The 16,354-nt window shown below is 70.6% G+C and carries 13 protein-coding genes; 9 read left to right on the plus strand and 4 right to left on the minus strand.

Annotation, left to right across the window (positions count from 1 at the left end; translation table 11 throughout):
* Nucleotides 1-68 precede the first annotated feature (68 nt).
* From ABWO84_RS14930 to ABWO84_RS14955, 6 genes are all read left to right on the plus strand, one after another.
* A complete protein-coding gene (locus ABWO84_RS14930; RefSeq protein ID WP_353115959.1) occupies nucleotides 69-821 on the plus strand; it encodes a ThuA domain-containing protein in 753 nt (250 codons plus the stop codon).
* On the plus strand, nucleotides 818-1,813 hold the full coding sequence (locus ABWO84_RS14935) for a Gfo/Idh/MocA family protein (protein WP_353115960.1): 996 nt from the start codon (nucleotides 818-820) through the stop codon (nucleotides 1,811-1,813). The genes ABWO84_RS14930 and ABWO84_RS14935 overlap by 4 nt, the downstream gene beginning before the upstream one ends.
* A complete protein-coding gene (locus tag ABWO84_RS14940; protein WP_353115961.1) occupies nucleotides 1,810-2,742 on the plus strand; it encodes a carbohydrate ABC transporter permease in 933 nt (310 codons plus the stop codon). Before ABWO84_RS14935 ends, ABWO84_RS14940 begins: the two co-directional genes overlap by 4 nt.
* Nucleotides 2,739-3,578 (plus strand): carbohydrate ABC transporter permease, encoded by an 840-nt coding sequence (locus ABWO84_RS14945; protein WP_353115962.1) that lies wholly within the window; start codon nucleotides 2,739-2,741, stop codon nucleotides 3,576-3,578. The genes ABWO84_RS14940 and ABWO84_RS14945 overlap by 4 nt, the downstream gene beginning before the upstream one ends.
* A gap of 50 nt (nucleotides 3,579-3,628) precedes the next feature.
* Nucleotides 3,629-4,870 (plus strand): sugar ABC transporter substrate-binding protein, encoded by a 1,242-nt coding sequence (locus ABWO84_RS14950; protein ID WP_353115963.1) that lies wholly within the window; start codon nucleotides 3,629-3,631, stop codon nucleotides 4,868-4,870.
* A 119-nt stretch (nucleotides 4,871-4,989) separates the two neighbouring features.
* On the plus strand, nucleotides 4,990-5,427 hold the full coding sequence (locus tag ABWO84_RS14955) for a 6,7-dimethyl-8-ribityllumazine synthase (RefSeq protein ID WP_353115964.1): 438 nt from the start codon (nucleotides 4,990-4,992) through the stop codon (nucleotides 5,425-5,427).
* A gap of 11 nt (nucleotides 5,428-5,438) precedes the next feature.
* Here ABWO84_RS14955 and ABWO84_RS14960 read toward each other — a convergent pair whose 3' ends face one another.
* Both ABWO84_RS14960 and ABWO84_RS14965 read right to left on the minus strand, forming a co-directional pair.
* Nucleotides 5,439-7,805, minus strand: a complete 2,367-nt coding sequence (locus ABWO84_RS14960) for an energy-coupling factor transporter ATPase (protein ID WP_353115965.1) — start codon at nucleotides 7,803-7,805, stop codon at nucleotides 5,439-5,441.
* An 85-nt stretch (nucleotides 7,806-7,890) separates the two neighbouring features.
* Entirely contained in the window at nucleotides 7,891-8,436 is a 546-nt protein-coding gene (locus ABWO84_RS14965; protein ID WP_353115967.1) for an ECF transporter S component, read from the minus strand.
* 275 nt (nucleotides 8,437-8,711) lie between these two features.
* Between ABWO84_RS14965 and ABWO84_RS14970 the strand changes: the two genes are divergently transcribed.
* Nucleotides 8,712-11,654: a S8 family serine peptidase gene (locus tag ABWO84_RS14970; RefSeq protein ID WP_353115969.1), complete on the plus strand. Its 2,943-nt coding sequence runs from the start codon at nucleotides 8,712-8,714 to the stop codon at nucleotides 11,652-11,654.
* Nucleotides 11,655-11,721: 67 nt separating this feature from the next.
* Here the strand turns inward: ABWO84_RS14970 and ABWO84_RS14975 are convergent, their stop codons facing one another.
* Together ABWO84_RS14975 and ABWO84_RS14980 are read right to left on the minus strand one after the other, a co-directional pair.
* Nucleotides 11,722-12,636, minus strand: a complete 915-nt coding sequence (locus ABWO84_RS14975) for a pirin family protein (RefSeq protein WP_353115971.1) — start codon at nucleotides 12,634-12,636, stop codon at nucleotides 11,722-11,724.
* Nucleotides 12,633-12,932, minus strand: a complete 300-nt coding sequence (locus tag ABWO84_RS14980; RefSeq protein ID WP_353115973.1) for a GNAT family N-acetyltransferase — start codon at nucleotides 12,930-12,932, stop codon at nucleotides 12,633-12,635. The genes ABWO84_RS14975 and ABWO84_RS14980 overlap by 4 nt, the downstream gene beginning before the upstream one ends.
* Before the next feature lie 123 nt (nucleotides 12,933-13,055).
* Between ABWO84_RS14980 and recQ the strand changes: the two genes are divergently transcribed.
* Both recQ and ABWO84_RS14990 read left to right on the plus strand, forming a co-directional pair.
* Nucleotides 13,056-15,056: a DNA helicase RecQ gene (gene recQ / locus ABWO84_RS14985; protein WP_353115975.1), complete on the plus strand. Its 2,001-nt coding sequence runs from the start codon at nucleotides 13,056-13,058 to the stop codon at nucleotides 15,054-15,056.
* A 163-nt stretch (nucleotides 15,057-15,219) separates the two neighbouring features.
* On the plus strand, nucleotides 15,220-16,354 hold a 1,135-nt coding region (locus tag ABWO84_RS14990; protein ID WP_353115977.1), incomplete at its 3' end, for an acyl-CoA dehydrogenase family protein.

Genomic DNA, 16,354 nt, shown 5'->3' on the forward strand with positions numbered 1-16,354 from the left:
TTGCATAACTCGTTTCGTTTGTATAGCATCGCCGGTGTCACCGATGACGAGGAGCAACGAGGCAACCCATGAACGTCACCATCTGGAACGAGTACTACGAGGAGCTCGTCTACCTGAGCGTCTCCGTGCACTACCCCGACGGGATCCACACGGTCCTCGCCGAGGCGCTGCAGGAGGACGACTCCGCAGGACTCGAGGTGCGGATCGCACTGCAGCAGGACCCGGAGCACGGACTGCCGCAGAGCGTGCTCGACGACACGGACGTGCTGCTCTGGTGGTCGCACCTGAAGGATGACGAGGTCGACGACGAGATCGTCGAGCGCGTGGCCCGCCGCGTCGAGGAGGGCATGGGACTGCTGATCCTGCACTCCGCCATCGGATCGAAGGTCGCGCGCCGCGTGCTCGGCACGACCTGCCGCGGCACCGGATGGCGCCACGGAGACGCGGAGCTCATGTGGGCCGTCGCCCCGTCGCATCCGATCACCCACGGCCTCCCGCATCCGATCGCGGTGCCCGAGGGGGAGATGTACGGGGAGCCCCTCGACATCCCCGTGCCGGACGAGCTGGTGTACCTCACCTCCTACGCCGGCGGCGAGGTGCTGCGCAGCGTCGCGACCTGGAGGCGCGGCGCCGGCCGCGTCGTGTTCATCGCGCCGGGGCACGAGGAGTCGCCGGTGTACCGGCAGCCCGAGATCCGGCGCCTGCTGCGCAACGCGACCCGGTGGGCGGCGGACCTGCCCGTACCGGGGGCTCCCGTCCCCCCGCCGCGGCGTGAGGGCGAATGGCCGATGCACTGGTGGAAGGGCGGGGTGACGGCATGACCGCGCTCATCCAGATCGGACTCGGTCCGTGGGGCCGCGACTGGGCCGCCACGATCCTTCCCCAGCTCCCCGATGCCGAAGTGGTGGGATGGGTCGACCCCGACGAAGGCGCCCGTGCGTCGTTCGTCGCCGAGACCGGCGTGTCCGCGGAGTCGGTCTTCCCCTCGGTCGCCGCCGCGGTCGCCGCCACGGATGCGCGGGCCGCGATCGCGCCGGTCGCGATCCCCGCCCATGAGGCCGTCGTGCGCGAGACGCTGTCGCACGGCCTGCACACCCTCGTCGAGAAGCCGTTCACCTACCGATCGGGCACGGCGCGCGAGCTCGCCGCGCTCGCCGCGGAGAAGGGGCTCGTGCTCGGGGTCGACCAGAACTACCGGCTCTTCCCGGGCGCCCCGGTGCTGCGCCGGATGCTCGCCGAGGGAACGGCCGGCCGGCGTCGCCGCATCTCGCTCACCTGGCACCGCGAGCACGACGGCGTGCGGGCGAGCGATCCGCTCATCGAGCTCGCCGTGCACCACTTCGACCTCATGCGGTACCTGCTCGCGCAGGAGGCGACCGCGATCACGGTGCTCCCGATCGGGATCGGCGACGACGGATCGGGGCTGCGCATCGTGGTGGACTTCGACGGCGGAGACGTGGTCGACTACTCGCTCACGAGCGCCGGCGTCGCCCCTGCGACGCCCTGGACCGGATGCTGGGAGGTCGCGGGCGACGGAGGGCGCATCGTCTGGGGCGGCTCACGCACCGACGGCGGGGAGCCCGACCCGCACCTCGTCGCGTTCCAGCCCCGCGGCGGCGAGGAGCAGCGGGTCGACGTTCCCGCGCTGCCGCTGTTCGAACGCGCCGGAGTGCTGCGCGCCTTCCTCGACGCGGTAGAAGGACGGGGAGCGGCGACCTCGCCGGCTGCGGACAACGCGCACACGATCGCCATCCTCAAGGCCGCCGTCGCATCGCGGGGCCGCCGTGAGCGCGTGGCGGTGGAACGATGGTGACCGTCGTCGCCACCCTCGGCGGGACGAGCGCAGGGGCGGGCCGGCGGCGGAGGGCAGGGCTGTTCGGCCGTCGCTCCCTGCTGTTCCTCATCCCGGGCGCCGTCTACCTCGCGGTGCTCTCGCTCTACCCGCTGATCGATCTGGTGCGGATGGCCTTCTCCCAGGTGACCGCGGGCAACATCCTCGGCGAGCGCCCGTGGAGCGGATTCGAGAACGCGCAGAAGGTCCTCGCCGATCCGACGTTCGGCAGCGTCGTCGTGCAGACGCTCGTGCTCGTCGCGATCGTGCTGGTCGTCGGAATGGCCGGCGGCTTCCTGGCCGCGCTCGCGATCCGTCCGCGCACCCTGCTGTCGTCGATCACGCTCGGGTTCATGGTGTTCGTCTGGACCCTGCCGAGCGTCGTGGTCGGAAACCTCTGGAAGTTCATGCTCGAGTCGGGCGGTCCGATCAACAGCATGCTGCTCGCGGTGCACCTCGTCGAACGCCCCGTGCCGTGGCTCTCCCAGAACGGCCTCGCGCTCGTCGTGCTCGCGCTCGTGAACGCCTGGATGGTGGTGCCCTTCTGCGCCCTCGTCCTGCGCGCCGCGCTGCTCGACATCCCCGACGAGCTGCTCGAGGCCGCCTCCCTCGACGGGGCCAGCGGGTGGAAGCTCACGCGCTTCGTGGTGCTCCCCCTCCTGCGTCCGGTCGTCGCGATCCTCGCCGTGCTGGTCACCATCAACGCCTTCCGGTCGTTCGACCTGATCTTCGTGATGACCAGCGGCGGGCCGGGCAAGGCGACGACCACCCTGCCGTTCCTCGCCTACCAGCAAGCGTTCACGTTCTTCCAGTTCGGGCAGGGCGCCTTCACCGCGACCCTCGCGCTCGCGATCGTGCTGGTGTTCGGTCTCGCCTACATCCGGATGAACCGGAAGGAGGCGGAGTCGTGAGCCGCGGTCGTGCGGGGATCCGCGGGAACCGGTCGACGCCGGCGACCGTGATCGGCAGCGTGCTGCTGCTCCTGCTCTACGCCCTCCCGCTCTACTGGCTGGTGACCACGTCGCTCAAGAGCCTCGATGACGTGTTCGCCGACTCGGCGTCGCTGTTCTTCGTCCCCACACTCCAGGCGTACATCGACGTCTGGAACGGCGGGTTCGTGAACTCCGCGCTGAACTCGGTGATCATCGCGGTGCTCACCACGGCCATCGTGCTGCTCATCGGCATCCCGACCGCCTACGGCCTCGCGCGCGCCAACGGCGCCGTCGTCTCGATCGGCCTCGGCCTGCTCATGGTCCTGCAGATGGTGCCGTCGACGTCGAGCCTGATCCCGCTGTACCGGCTGCTGGCCCAGTCGCATCTCACCGGGACCTTCCTGGGCGTCGCGATCGCCAGCGCCGCGGCGACGCTGCCCTTCGCGGTGCTGCTGCTGCGTCCCTTCTTCAGCGCGGTGCCGGTGGCGATCGAGGAGGCCGCGGCGATCGACGGCGCGGGGCGGATGCAGCGCTTCTTCCTCATCGTGCTGCCGATCTGCCGCAACGGGATCGCCACGGTCGGCACGCTCGCCTTCATCGGGGCGTGGGGCGAGTTCCTGTTCGCGATCACGTTCCTCACCGACCCGAACCAGTACCCGGTGAGCGCGCTGCTCGCCCAGCAGGTGTCCACCTACGGCATCAACTGGCCGGGTCTGATGGCCGTGTCGGTGTTCGTCTCCATCCCCACGGTCCTGATCTTCCTGTTCGGTCAGCGGATGCTGATCGGCGGGATCACGATGGGCAGCGTCCGCTGACCCGTCCGCACCACCCCCAACCACCTACCCACAGATACCCGGAGCAGAGCATGTACCGATTCACCGAGGGGCGCCGCAGAGTCGCGGGCGTCCTCACCATCGCCGTCGCCGCGGCGCTGGCGCTGTCCGGCTGCGGCAGCAGCGGAGGCCCGTCAGGCGACGGCGGCGGCGACGTCACCTTCTGGCACTACTACGCGCAGGGCATCCCGGCGACCAAGAAGTTCACGGCCGACCTGAAGGACATCTACGCCAAGGACACCGGCAAGACGCTCGACGCCGTCTTCGTGCCGTCCGACCAGCTGACCCAGAAGGTCATCGCCTCCGCGGGGAGCAAGGAGGGGCCGGACGTCTTCGTGCAGGGCGGATCCGACCTGCTGCAGCTCGTCGAAGCAGGTGCGGTCGCGGACTTCACCTCGGAGTTCGAGGCCTTCAAGGACAAGGACCAGATCCCCGACAGCGCGGTCATCCGCGTCGACGGCAAGGTCTACGGTGTGCAGGGCTTCGCGAACACCTTCGCACTCTGGTACAACAAGGACATCCTCGACGAGCTCGGCATCGCGCCTCCGTCCACGATGGACGAGCTCGGCGCAGCGCTGGCGAAGATCGGCACGAAGTACGTCGGCCTCGCGCTTCCGGGGCAGGGCAACCAGGACGGCTCGTCGTTCTCGTTCATCACCGCGTACGGCTTCGACTACTCCAAGCCCGACGCGGGAGCGCTCGGACAGTCGTTCTCGAAGATCGCCGAATGGTCGCAGAAGGGATACATCCCCCGCGACGCGGCGACCTGGACCGGAGACGTGGCCTTCCAGAAGTTCACGGCCGGCGGAGTGGCCTTCGTGCTCGGGGGCAACTGGCAGTACGGCAACGCCAAGACCGCGGCGAAGTTCGCCTACGGCGCGATCCCGGTGCCCGATGCCACCCACACGGCGCAGGTGTACCTGCTCGGGGACAACGTGCACATGGGGGCGTTCACGAAGGACAAGAAGACGGCCTTCGACGCGATCGCGTCGCTCTTCCTCAGCAAGGAGGGCGAGCTGGCCGCCCTGGAGGCGGGCAGCATGCCGCTGCGGAAGGATCTCGCCGACACCCCCGGGATGCAGGACCCGATCTACGCGCAGTTCAAGAAGGCGCTGGAGCACGGTCAGCCGTATCTGCTCCCCGGTTTCGGGACGGAGCTGACCGAGATGCGCACCGCCGTCGGCCAGGCCTGGAGTTCGGTGATCGCCGGTCAGGCCGATCCGAAGGAGGCCGCGAAGAGCGCCGTCGACGCGATCAACAGGTTGAAGAAGTAGCCACGGGCGGGCCGGAGGTCCGCTGAGAGCGCGGAAAGGCATCCCCTGGAGCCCTGGGGGATGCCTTTCCGCGCTCCGGCCGGAACGCGGGGCGTGTCCACCGGTGGGAGGATGAGGGGATGAGCACAACTCTGTCGATCGCATTCATCAAGGCCGGGTGGCACGCCGACATCGTCGACCGCGCGCTGGAGGGCTTCCGTGCCGACATGGAGGCATCCGGAGTGGCGCACGAGATCACGGTGGTCGACGTGCCCGGGGCCTACGAGATGCCGCTCCAGGCCCGCAGGCTCGGGGCATCCGGGCGCTTCCAGGCGATCGTCGCCGCTGCGCTCGTGGTCGACGGCGGGATCTACCGTCACGACTTCGTCGCCCAGGCCGTCGTCGACGGGCTGATGCGCGCACAGTTCGAGACCGATGTGCCGACGTTCTCGGTGAGCCTCACGCCGCACCACTTCCAGCCCACCGAGGAGCACATCGGCTTCTTCCGGGACCACTTCGTGAAGAAGGGCGCCGAGGCTGCGCGCGCGGTCCGCGCCGTGGCGCAGCTCGAGGTCTGAGGCGCGTCCCGTCAGGACGGCTGCCAGGGGAAGAGCGGGATCAGGATCGCCGCGGTCGCGAGGAGCAACCCGGCGGTGAAGAACGCGTCGCGTGCGCGCAACGGCACCCGGTGCCGCTCGGTGCGGGTGGGATGCGCGCCGAAGGCGCGGGCGTCCATCGCCAGCGCCACCCGTTCGGCATGACGGATGCCCCCGGCGAGCAGCGGCACGATGTAGCCCCAGCCCCGCGCGAGGCGCGCGAACGGCCCGCGGCCGCCATGGTGGCCGCGCACCCGGTGGGCGGCCCGGATCACCGCGAGCTCATGGCCGAACCGCGGCACGAACCGGTAGGCGGCGAGAGCCGTGTAGCCCACCCGGTACGGGACGTGCAGATGCTGGACGCTCGACCGCACCAGATCGGGTCCGGTGGTCGTGAGCCCGCCCACCAGCGCGAGGCCCAGGATCGCGGCGAGCCGCAGCGCGGTCGCGAAGCCCGTGGCGAGTGCTCCGGCGTACAGCGTCCAGTCGCCCATCCGCAGCACCGCGGCGGTGTGGTCGACGAGCGCGGGGGCGACCCACGCCGAGAAGCTCAGGCCGATCACCGCGATGCCTACGGGCACCCCCGCGAAGAGCAGCAGGAGCGCCCGCCGGGTGAGCCGGGCGCCGCTGAGCACCAGCGCGTAGGACAGCACGAGGAAGGCGGCGGGCGTCGCGATGTCGCGGGTGAACAGCAGCAGGATCATCGCGGGCAGCACGGCGAGCAGCTTCCCGAGCGGGTTGATGTGGTGCAGCCAGAACCGCGCCGGGACGGGCGCCTCGGCGTAGGGGTCGACCGCCGTCGGCGCCGTGCTCGTGCGGAGGGCGCTCTGCGCGGCGCCGGCGCGCTCCGCCGTGCGTGACCCCTCGCCGGAGGCGGAGGGTCGCAGCCCGGCGTCCGTCAGCAACACGGGGTCGGAGAGCAGGTCCTCGGCCGGGCCGAAGGCGCGCAGCGCGCCCTCCTCCAGCACGGCGAGGTGCGTCGCATGCGCGGCGACCAGTCCCAGGTCGTGCGTCACGACGACCACGGTCGTCCCCTCGCCCTGCAGCTCGCGCAGCAGTGTCAGCAGCTCGGCGGCCCTGGCCGGGTCCTGCCCGAAGGTGGGCTCGTCGAGGGCGATGACCTGCGGGCGGGCGATCAGGGCCGTGCCGACCGAGAGGCGCCGCTTCTCGCCGCCGGAGAGCAGGAACGGATGCGTGTCCGCCTTGTGCGCCAGGTCGAACCGGTCGAGCACCTCGGCCACGCGGCGGTCGATCTCCTCGGAGGGGACGCGCTGCAGCCGCAGCCCGTGGGCGAGCTCGTCGTGCACGGTGTGCGCGATGAACTGATGCTCGGGGTTCTGGAACACGTAGCCCACGCGGCCCGCGAGCTGCGCGGGCGACGCCGCACCGGCGTCCAGGCCGGCGATCCGCACGGTGCCGCGGGGCGGCGGTGCGACGCCCGTGAGGGCCTGCAGGAGGGTGGTCTTGCCCGCGCCGTTGGCGCCCACGATCGCCGTGAACGACCCCGCGGGCACGTCGAGGGCCCCCACGCGGAGGAGCTCGTCCCCGCGGCGGGTGACGACGAGGTCGCGTGCGGTGATCGCGGACTCGGCGGGCGCGCCGTCGGGCATCCGCGCAGGCGAGGTGTCGCGCCGGGCGGTGACAGAGGCGGGGAGGTCCCCCGGCGCGCCGTCGAACACCGTTCGGCCCTGCTGGTCGAGGGCGATCGCCCTCGTCGCGAAGGGGAGCGCCGCCTCGACGTCGTGCTCCACGAGGATCACCGCGCGGTCGCCCTCAGCCACGAGATCGGCCAGTGCCCCGTGCACGTCGGCGGCGCCCTGCGGGTCGAGGTTCGCCGTGGGCTCGTCGAGCACCAGCACGCGTGAGCCCATCGCGAGAGCGCAGGCGATCGCGAGCCGCTGGCGCCCTCCGCCGGAGAGCAGATCGGGGTTCCACGACCTCCGATCCCACAGGCCCACCCGTCGCAGCGCCGTCTCGGCGCGCTCCAGCACCTCGGCGACGGGGAGCAGCTGGTTCTCGAGCGCGAACGCGACCTCATCGAGCACCGAGCCCGTGACGAGCTGGGCATCCGGATCCTGGAACACCATCGCGATGTCCTCGCTCAGCTGCGCGACGGGGGTGTCCGTTGTGCGACGCCCGGCGACCTCGACCTCTCCGGACACGGCGGCGTCGACCGACTGCGGGATCAGCCCGTTGAGGGCGAGCGTGAGCGTGGACTTGCCGGATCCGCTCGGTCCGAGCAGCAGCACCACCTCTCCGGCGTGCACGTCGAAGGAGACGTCCCGCGGCGTCGGATGCGCGGCCTCGCGGTGGGTGATGGCGAGGTCGCGCACGCGGAGCAGAGGCGCGGATGGGCGCACGGCGGAACCTCGGTCGATCGGCGGGCGCAGGCGGATGGCCGGCAGTCTCTAACTTAGCTGAGCCTCACCTGATCTCCCAGGTCGGTCAGCGCGGGGCGACCCCGGCCCGGCGCAGCGCGGCGCCGATGCCCAGACCCACCGCCGTCCACAGCACCGGCCCCAGCACGGAGATGGTCAGGTAGGAGATCTGCGCCCAGAACGGGAAGGTGCTCAGATCGACGGCGAACCACACCACGACCGCGACGACCGCGCCGATGACGACCGCGGAGACGAAGAAGCGCCAGGCACCCCAGGAACGATAACGGGTGAGGGCGGCGACGCCCTCCTGGATGGCGCCGAACAGCAGGGCGGTCCCGATGAAGCGCATCGCCCACATCGGATTGAACGCGCTGGAGATGAGGGCGGCGACCACATGGGTCATCAGCGCGACCATCGGCAGCCGGAGCACCTCCTGCGCGATGATCCCCGGCAGCACATGCACGCCGAGCACCAGTCCGTACAGGAAGAACAGCGGGCCGGCCAGGACGGGCACGGTCACCAGGCCGGCGATGCCTCCGATGATGCCGGTCGCGACCCCGATGGCCGCGCACACCAGCAGGCTCCGGGTGCTCAATGCCGGTCGTTTCGCCACCGGATCAGCCTACCGGCGCGCGGCGGCGGCGGGTCTCTGGACCGGTCGGGGAAAAGCACCGAGCAGTCCCCGCACTCTTCCGGAATATCGCGGGACCTGTGGCGGGGCGTTCGCGGGCGGGTCTAGCTTTTAGCCATGTGCGGCGACGAGGCCGCACCGAACATCGGGAGCGAGAAATGGGTAAGACCCCTCTCCGGATGACCGCGGCAGGCACACTTGCCGTGTTGTTCATCGCATCCACCGCTACAGCAGGCATCGCCTCGACGGGGAAGGAGGTGACGACACCCACACCGGTCGACGGATCCCCAGGGCACTACATCGTGGTCATGAAGGGCGACCCCCTCGCCACCTATACGGGAGACCAGAAAGGCCTCCGCGCGACCAAGCCCAAGAAGGGCGCGCAGCTCGACGCGAACTCCGCGGACTCGCAGAAGTACATCGCGCACCTGGAGAACGAGCAGCGCAAGCTCGCGAAGTCCACCGGGGTGACGCCGTCCGAGACCTACCAGGTGACCCTCAACGGCTTCAGCGCGGATCTCTCGGGTGCGCAGGTTGACAAGCTCCGCTCGTCGAAGGCCGTGCTCGGCGTCTACGCCGACGAGATCCGCCACCCCCAGGCCGTGTCGTCGAACGAGTTCCTCGGGCTCGGATCCGACAAGAACGGCTCCGGCGGGGTGTGGGATCGGATCGGCGGAGTCGATCATGCCGGCGAAGGCGTCGTCGTGGGCGTGGTGGACACCGGCATTGCACCGGAGAACCCCTCGTTCGCCGGTGAGCAGCTGAAGAAGAGGAACAACAAGAAGTCCGACGGGCAGCCCTACACCGACGGCAGCTACGTCTACTTCGACAAGTCCGACGGCGGTCAGTTCAAGAGCCGCATCGTGCAGGGCCAGGAGTGGGACAAGCACGACTACTCCACCAAGCTGATCGGGGCGCAGTACTTCTCGTCCGGTGCGGCCGCCTCGGGCTTCGACTTCCAGTACGACTACCTCTCGCCGAGGGACATGGCCGGCCACGGCTCGCACACGTCGAGCACCGCAGCGGGCAACTTCGGGGTGAAGGCGTCTGTCGAGGGCGTCGACTTCGGCACGATCACCGGGGTCGCTCCGAAGGCGAAGGTCGCGATGTACAAGGCCTGTTACGAGGGGCCGGATCCGAGCATCACGACCGACGACATCTGCGCGCTGAGCGATCTCGTCGCTGCGATCGACACCGCGGTCAAGGACGGCGTCGACGTCATCAACTACTCGATCGGCGGTGGCGCGGCCACCGGCATCCTGGAACCCGACGACATCGCGTTCCTCAATGCCGCGGCCGCGGGCGTCTTCGTGTCGGCCAGCGCCGGCAACGACGGCCCCGACCCGGTCACCGCAGACCACGCCTCGCCGTGGTACACGACGGTGGCGGCGTCGACCATCCCGACCTGGGAGGGGACGGTCTCCTTCCCCGGCTTCCTCGAAGCGGGGTCCTCGGTGAGCGTGCCCTTCGGCAAGGAGCTCACCGGCCCGTCGATCTACGCGGGAGACGCGGCGATCGGCGCCGATGCGAACCTCTGCCTGCCCGGCACGCTCGATGCGGCAAAGGTCTCGGGTCACATCGTGGTCTGCGACCGCGGCAACAACGCTCGGGCGGAGAAGTCCGAGGTCGTGAAGGCCGCAGGCGGCGTCGGCATGATCCTGGTGAACGTTCCCGGGGGAGCGGACTCCCTCGACAATGACTTCCACGCCGTGCCGACGGTGCACCTCAACGCGGCCCACCGCGCGGCGGTGCTCGCCTACGTGCGCGGGGGCGCCGATCGACCGGTCACGCTGATCGGGGCGAACACCACAGGCAAGGCCACGCCCGTTCCGCAGATCGCCGGCTTCTCGAGCCGTGGCCCGATGAAGGCGGCGGGGTCGGACGTCATCAAGCCCGATGTCGCGGCGCCCGGCGTCGCGATCCTCGCGGCGACGAACAACGCCCGCAAGGCCAAGCCCACGTTCGGGATCCTGTCCGGCACGTCGATGGCCGCCCCGCACATCGCCGGTCTCGCCGCGCTGTACCTCGGCGTGCATCCCAACGCGACGCCGGCGGAGATCAAGTCGGCGATGATGACCACCGCCTACGACACGGTGAACGCCGACGGATCACCGAACACCGACCCGTTCCAGCAGGGCGCGGGGCAGGTCGACGCGAAGCGCTATCTCTCGCCGGGCCTGCTGTACCTCAACGGCGCGGACGACTGGGCGAAGTACGTCAACGGCGTGCTCCCCGGCACGTTCGACGGCGTGGAGCCGATCGATGCCAGCGATCTCAACATCCCGTCGATCGCGATCGGCACGATGGCGAGCGAGCAGACCGTCACGCGCACGGTGACCTCGACCGCCGCCGGCACCTACACCGCGCAGGCATCCATCCCCGGTGTCAGGGTGACCGTCTCGCCATCGACCCTGAGCTTCTCCAAGGCCGGAGAGTCGAAGACCTTCACGGTCACCTTCGACAACGACACCGCGCCGGTCGAGAAGTGGGCGACCGGCTCGCTGGTCTGGAAGGGCGCGGACAACACGGTGCGCTCGCCCCTCGCGGTGTTCCCGGTGACGGCGGACGCCCCGGCGGAGGCCTCGGGCTCCGGCGTCTCGGGTTCCACCACCATCACGGTCACTCCGGGCGTCGACGGCGCACTGCCGCTGAAGCCCCAGGGGCTGGTGCCGATGAAGCTCCTGGTCGACGAGGCCAACCCCGTCGCCGGGCACAGCGGCGACCAGAAGTCGGGCGACGACAACAAGGAGGTCTCGTGGGTGGTCGATGTGCCCGCGGGCACCACGCTCTCGCGCTTCGACCTCGACTCGTCCGACGACGCCGGGAGCGACCTCGACCTGTACGTCTACCGGGTGGTGTCGCCGACCGACCTCCGGTACTACGACAAGTGGCAGTCCGCGACCGGTTCGGCCGATGAGCGGGTGACGCTGTCGCATCCGAAGGCGGGGACGTACCTGGTCGTCGCGAACATCTACTCGGTGCCGAACCCGATGACGTGGGACATGACCTACGCCAGCGTGCCGGCGACGGGCGGGACCGGGTCGCTCACAGCGAGCCCGAACCCGATCGCGGCGGTGCGTGGTCAGCAGACGAGCTTCGACCTGTCGTGGACGGGGCTGGCCGCCGGCTCGAAGTACCTCGGCGTCGTGCAGTACGGCGACTCCGCGGTGCAGACGATCGTCACGGTCGACGCGAAGTAGCAGGAAGCGGAGGGGCCCGGACGCCGAGACGCCCGGCCCCTCCGTCGTGCGCGGCTCCGGCTCGTGCTCAGAGCCTGCGGGTGCGGGGCATCAGGCGCACGGGCGGCACCGGGGGCGCGGGGATGCGCTCGTCTCCGTGTCCGCGCACATGACCGAAGCGCGCGGAGCCGGCCTCCCAGTCGGCTCGCGCCTCGAGGATCTCCTCGTGCGAGCGCCCGGCGAAGTTCCACCACATCACCAGGTCCTCGGCGAAGGGCTCGCCGCCGAGGAGGAAGAGCAGGGCGCCCTCCTCGCTCATCGCCTCGACGGTGTCGCGGGAATCGCCCAGGTACAGCATCTCGTTGCGGGCCATCTCGTGCGCCGCCACCCGGACGTCGCCCTCGACGAGCACGATCGCATGCTCCCAGGCGGCCGTGAGCGGCAGCTCGACGCGACTGCCCGCCGGGATCCGCAGCTCGGCGCCGACGAGGGGCGTGTGCACCGTGGCGGGGGACTCGACGCCTGCGAAGCGCCCGAGCACGACCGTCGCGGTCGCGTCCTCGCCGTCCTCCGCCGGGAGGACGACCTGCGGGAGCTCGGTGTGCTGCTCGAACCCGGGCGTCCTGGCCGAGCTGGGCAGCGCCACCCAGAACTGCAGGGCGTCGAGCGGCACGGCCTCGTCGCCGATCGAGTACTCGGAGTGAGCGATGCCCGCACCCGCCGTCATGAGGTTCAGCTGCCCGCGGCGGAGGTCCACGTCGTTGCCGACCGTATCGCGGTGCCGGATCTCGCCGACCAGCGGCCAGGTCACCGTCTGCAGGCCGATGTGCGGATGCGGCTCGACGCGCATCCGGGTCTCGGCGGGGCCGAAGCGGTCGAGGAAGCACCAGGCGCCGATCGTCGGCAGGTTGCGGTGCGGCAGGGTGCGCAGCACGGACATGTTGCGCACGCCGCCGAGCGGCACGTCGCGCGGCTCGAGAACGAGCCGCCGCGGGCCGATCATCCCCGGGGCTCCGGGAAGCGCACCACGGCACCCGGGACGTCGTGGGTGCGGAGGTACTTCGCGATGTAGGGGCAGTAGGGCACGATCGTGTCGCCGGACGCCGCCGCGTCCGCGAGGGCGTCGGCGGCCAGCCGGCCGGCCAGGCCCTGTCCCTGGAACGCGGGATCCACCTCGGTGTGCGTGAACCGGATCTCGCCAGGACGGCGGTCGTACTCGGCGAAGCCCGCGAGCGTGTCGCCGGTGCGGATCTCGTAGCGGGAGGCCTCGTCGTTGCGGGTGACGGTGATGTCGGTCATGGCTCCTCCTTCTTCCGTTGCTCCAACCTATCCCCGGCGACGGGCATTCCGGCCCGCCCACGGCGAGGCACCCGGAGGAGCGCGCCGGGAGGGGGTGTCGGCGGGCGCGGCTACGCTGGGAGGATGCCACGCGACCCGTACGAGGACATCCCGTACCCGGACGAGCCGTGGGACGAGGTGCCCCCCGAGCCGATGGACTTCGAGCCCCCGCCCGAGGGGTACGAGCCGCCCCTCGACTGGGGTGGCGGGCCGATGACCCCGGCTCAGATCCCCGCGGCCCCGGCGGCGGGCAGGGCTGCGCCGAGCCGATATGCGAGCGCGACCGAGGCTCTCCGCACGGTCTTCGGCTACGACGCCTTCCGCGGCGACCAGGCCGCGATCGTCGAGCAGGTGATCGGCGGCGGCGACGCCGTGGTGCTGATGCCGACCGGCGGCGGCAAGTCGATCACCTATCAGGTGCCCGCCCTCGTGCGCGAGGGCACCGGCCTGGTGATCAGCCCGCTGATCGCGCTCATGCACGATCAGGTCGACGCGCTCCGTGCCAACGGCGTGCGCGCCGCCTACCTCAACTCCACGCAGTCGCCGGACGAGAGGCGCGGGGTGGAGCGCGACTACCTCGCCGGAGAGCTCGATCTGCTCTACGTCGCCCCCGAGCGCCTCTCCTCCCCGCAGACCACCGGACTGCTGCAGCGCGGGGTGCTGAGCGTGATCGCGATCGACGAGGCGCACTGCGTGTCGCAGTGGGGTCACGACTTCCGTCCCGACTATCTGGCCCTGGGCGATCTCGCCGAGCGCTTCCCCGGCGTGCCCCGCATGGCGCTCACAGCCACGGCGACCCGGGCGACGCACCAGGAGATCACCGAGCGGCTGCACCTGCCCGAGGCGGCGCACTTCGTCGCGAGCTTCGATCGCCCCAACATCCAGTACCGCATCGTTCCGAAGGTCGATCCGCGCAAGCAGCTCGTGGCGTTCATCCGGTCGATGGCCGAGAGCGGGCCGGTCGCGGGCATCGTCTACGCGCTCAGCCGCAAGTCCGTCGAGCAGACCGCCGAGCACCTGGCGGCGCAGGGCTTCGACGCCCTGCCCTACCACGCGGGCCTCCCCGCCGAGGTGCGTGCGGCGAATCAGTCCAGGTTCCTGCGCGACGAGGGCGTGGTGATGGTCGCCACCATCGCGTTCGGCATGGGCATCGACAAGCCCGACGTGCGCTTCGTGGCGCACATCGACCTGCCGAAGTCGGTCGAGGGCTACTACCAGGAGACCGGTCGCGCCGGACGCGACGGCGAGCCGTCGATCGCATGGATGGCCTACGGCCTCGGTGACGTCGTGCAGCAGCGGCGGCTGATCGACCAGAGCCCCGGCGACCGCACGTTCAAGATGAGGATGGGGCAGCATCTCGACGCGATGCTCGCGCTGTGCGAGACGGTCGGATGCCGTCGGCAGAACCTGCTCGGCTACTTCGGTCAGGCCTCCGAGCCGTGCGGCAACTGCGACACCTGCCTGGAGGCGCCGGAGACCTACGACGGGCTCGTCCCCGCGCAGAAGCTGCTCTCGACCATCGTGCGGCTCACGCGCGAGCGCAATCAGGCCTTCGGTGCCGGGCATCTCATCGACATCCTGCGCGGCTCGTCCACCGAGCGGATCCGGAAGTTCGGGCACGAGCGGATCGCGACCTACGGAATCGGACAGGACCTCTCCGAGCAGGACTGGCGCAGCGTGGTGCGGCAGCTGCTGGCCCGGGGCGTGCTCGTCGCGCAGGGCGAGTACGGGACGCTCGCGCCGGGCGAAGCAGCGCCCGGGGTGCTGCGGGGTGAGACGCCGGTGCCGCTGCGCCGCGACACGATCGGGCGGACCGCCCCGTCGCGGGCGCGCAAGGCCTCGGCCTCGGACGCCCTCGACGCGGGCGACCGGCCGCTCTTCGAGGCGCTGCGCGCGTGGCGCGCCGAGACCGCGCGCGAACAGGGCGTGCCCGCCTACATCGTCTTCGGTGACGCGACGCTGCGCGCGCTCGCCGAGCATCGTCCGGCGGTGCTGGCCGACCTCGACGGGATCACCGGCATCGGTGCGAAGAAGCGGGACGCCTATGGCGACGCGGTGCTCGAGGTGATCGCCGCGACCTCCTGATCGCACCGCGGACCCTGCCCGCCGACCGTGCGGCTGTGGGGTCGCGACAAGCGCCGTGGAGGGCGGGGGAGGCGCGGATTGGTGAGAGTCCACAGTCGAGTTCGTCTCGGGTTGTCGCAGACCTACCATCATGGTGTCCCTGAAAAGTCCGAGAGGAACCGCCATGGTCGACGTCGCCCCCCGCTCCACCACCGACCCAGCCAAGGGTGACGACCCGCGCATCGACATCGCGCGGGTCAACGACCTGCTCATGGGCACGTGGGCCGAGACTCGCCGCGAGGCCCGCGAGCTCATCAAGGACCCCGCGTTCTGGCGCGACGACCAGCTGGGCAAGGACGCGCACCGTGAGCGCGTGCTCACCCAGCTGCACCTGCTGGTCGAGAACCGCGCGGTGCACCGCGCGTTCCCGAAGGAGTTCGGCGGCGAGGAGAACAACGGCGCCAACATCGCCGGCTTCGAGGAGCTCGTCGCCGCGGATCCCAGCCTGCAGATCAAGTCGGGCGTGCAGTGGGGCCTCTTCGGCTCGGCCGTGCTGCAGCTCGGCACTGCGGAGCACCACAAGAGGTGGCTCCCGGGCATCATGGACCTCTCGATCCCGGGCGCCTTCGCGATGACCGAGATCGGACACGGCTCCGACGTGGCGTCCGTCGGCACCACGGCGACCTACGACCCGGAGACCGAGGAGTTCGTCATCGACACCCCGTTCCGCGGGGCCACGAAGGAGTACCTCGGCAACGCGGCGCTGCACGGCATCGCCGCCACGGTGTTCGCACAGCTGATCACCGACGGCGTGAACCACGGCGTGCACTGCTTCTACGTGCCGCTGCGCGGCGAGGACGGCGTGGACCTCCCCGGCATCGGGCGCGAGGACGACGGTCTGAAGGGCGGGCTCAACGGCATCGACAACGGCCGCCTCAGCTTCGACCACGTGCGCATCCCGCGCACCAACCTGCTGAACCGCTACGGCGACGTCGCCGCCGACGGGACCTACACGAGCGCGATCGACAGCCCGGGTCGCCGGTTCTTCACGATGCTCGGGACTCTCGTGCAGGGACGCGTCTCCCTCGACGGTGCATCGTCCTGGGCCTCCGCACTCGGCCTCTACATCGCGATCACCTACGGCACCCAGCGCCGCCAGTTCGACGGCGCGGACGGCCAGGAGAAGGTGCTCCTCGACTACGGCAAGCACCAGCGTCGCCTGCTGCCCCGCCTCGCGACCACCTACGCACAGATCTTCGCGCACGACGAGTTCCTGCAGAAGTTCGACGGCGTGTTCTCCGGCCGCACCGACACCCCGG

Source organism: Microbacterium sp. (assembly GCF_040394595.1).
Classification (GTDB): domain Bacteria; phylum Actinomycetota; class Actinomycetes; order Actinomycetales; family Microbacteriaceae; genus Microbacterium.

What these genes read in the sequence shown, in the direction of transcription:
- ABWO84_RS14975 (WP_353115971.1), bottom strand. Translation starts at nt 12,636, where the DNA reads ATGATCGGCCCGCGGCGGCTCGTTCTCGAGCCGCGCGACGTGCCGCTC.
- ABWO84_RS14980 (WP_353115973.1), bottom strand. Translation starts at nt 12,932, where the DNA reads ATGACCGACATCACCGTCACCCGCAACGACGAGGCCTCCCGCTACGAG.
- ABWO84_RS14930 (WP_353115959.1), top strand. Translation starts at nt 69, where the DNA reads ATGAACGTCACCATCTGGAACGAGTACTACGAGGAGCTCGTCTACCTG.
- ABWO84_RS14955 (WP_353115964.1), top strand. Translation starts at nt 4,990, where the DNA reads ATGAGCACAACTCTGTCGATCGCATTCATCAAGGCCGGGTGGCACGCC.
- recQ (WP_353115975.1), top strand. Translation starts at nt 13,056, where the DNA reads ATGCCACGCGACCCGTACGAGGACATCCCGTACCCGGACGAGCCGTGG.
- ABWO84_RS14950 (WP_353115963.1), top strand. Translation starts at nt 3,629, where the DNA reads ATGTACCGATTCACCGAGGGGCGCCGCAGAGTCGCGGGCGTCCTCACC.
- ABWO84_RS14935 (WP_353115960.1), top strand. Translation starts at nt 818, where the DNA reads ATGACCGCGCTCATCCAGATCGGACTCGGTCCGTGGGGCCGCGACTGG.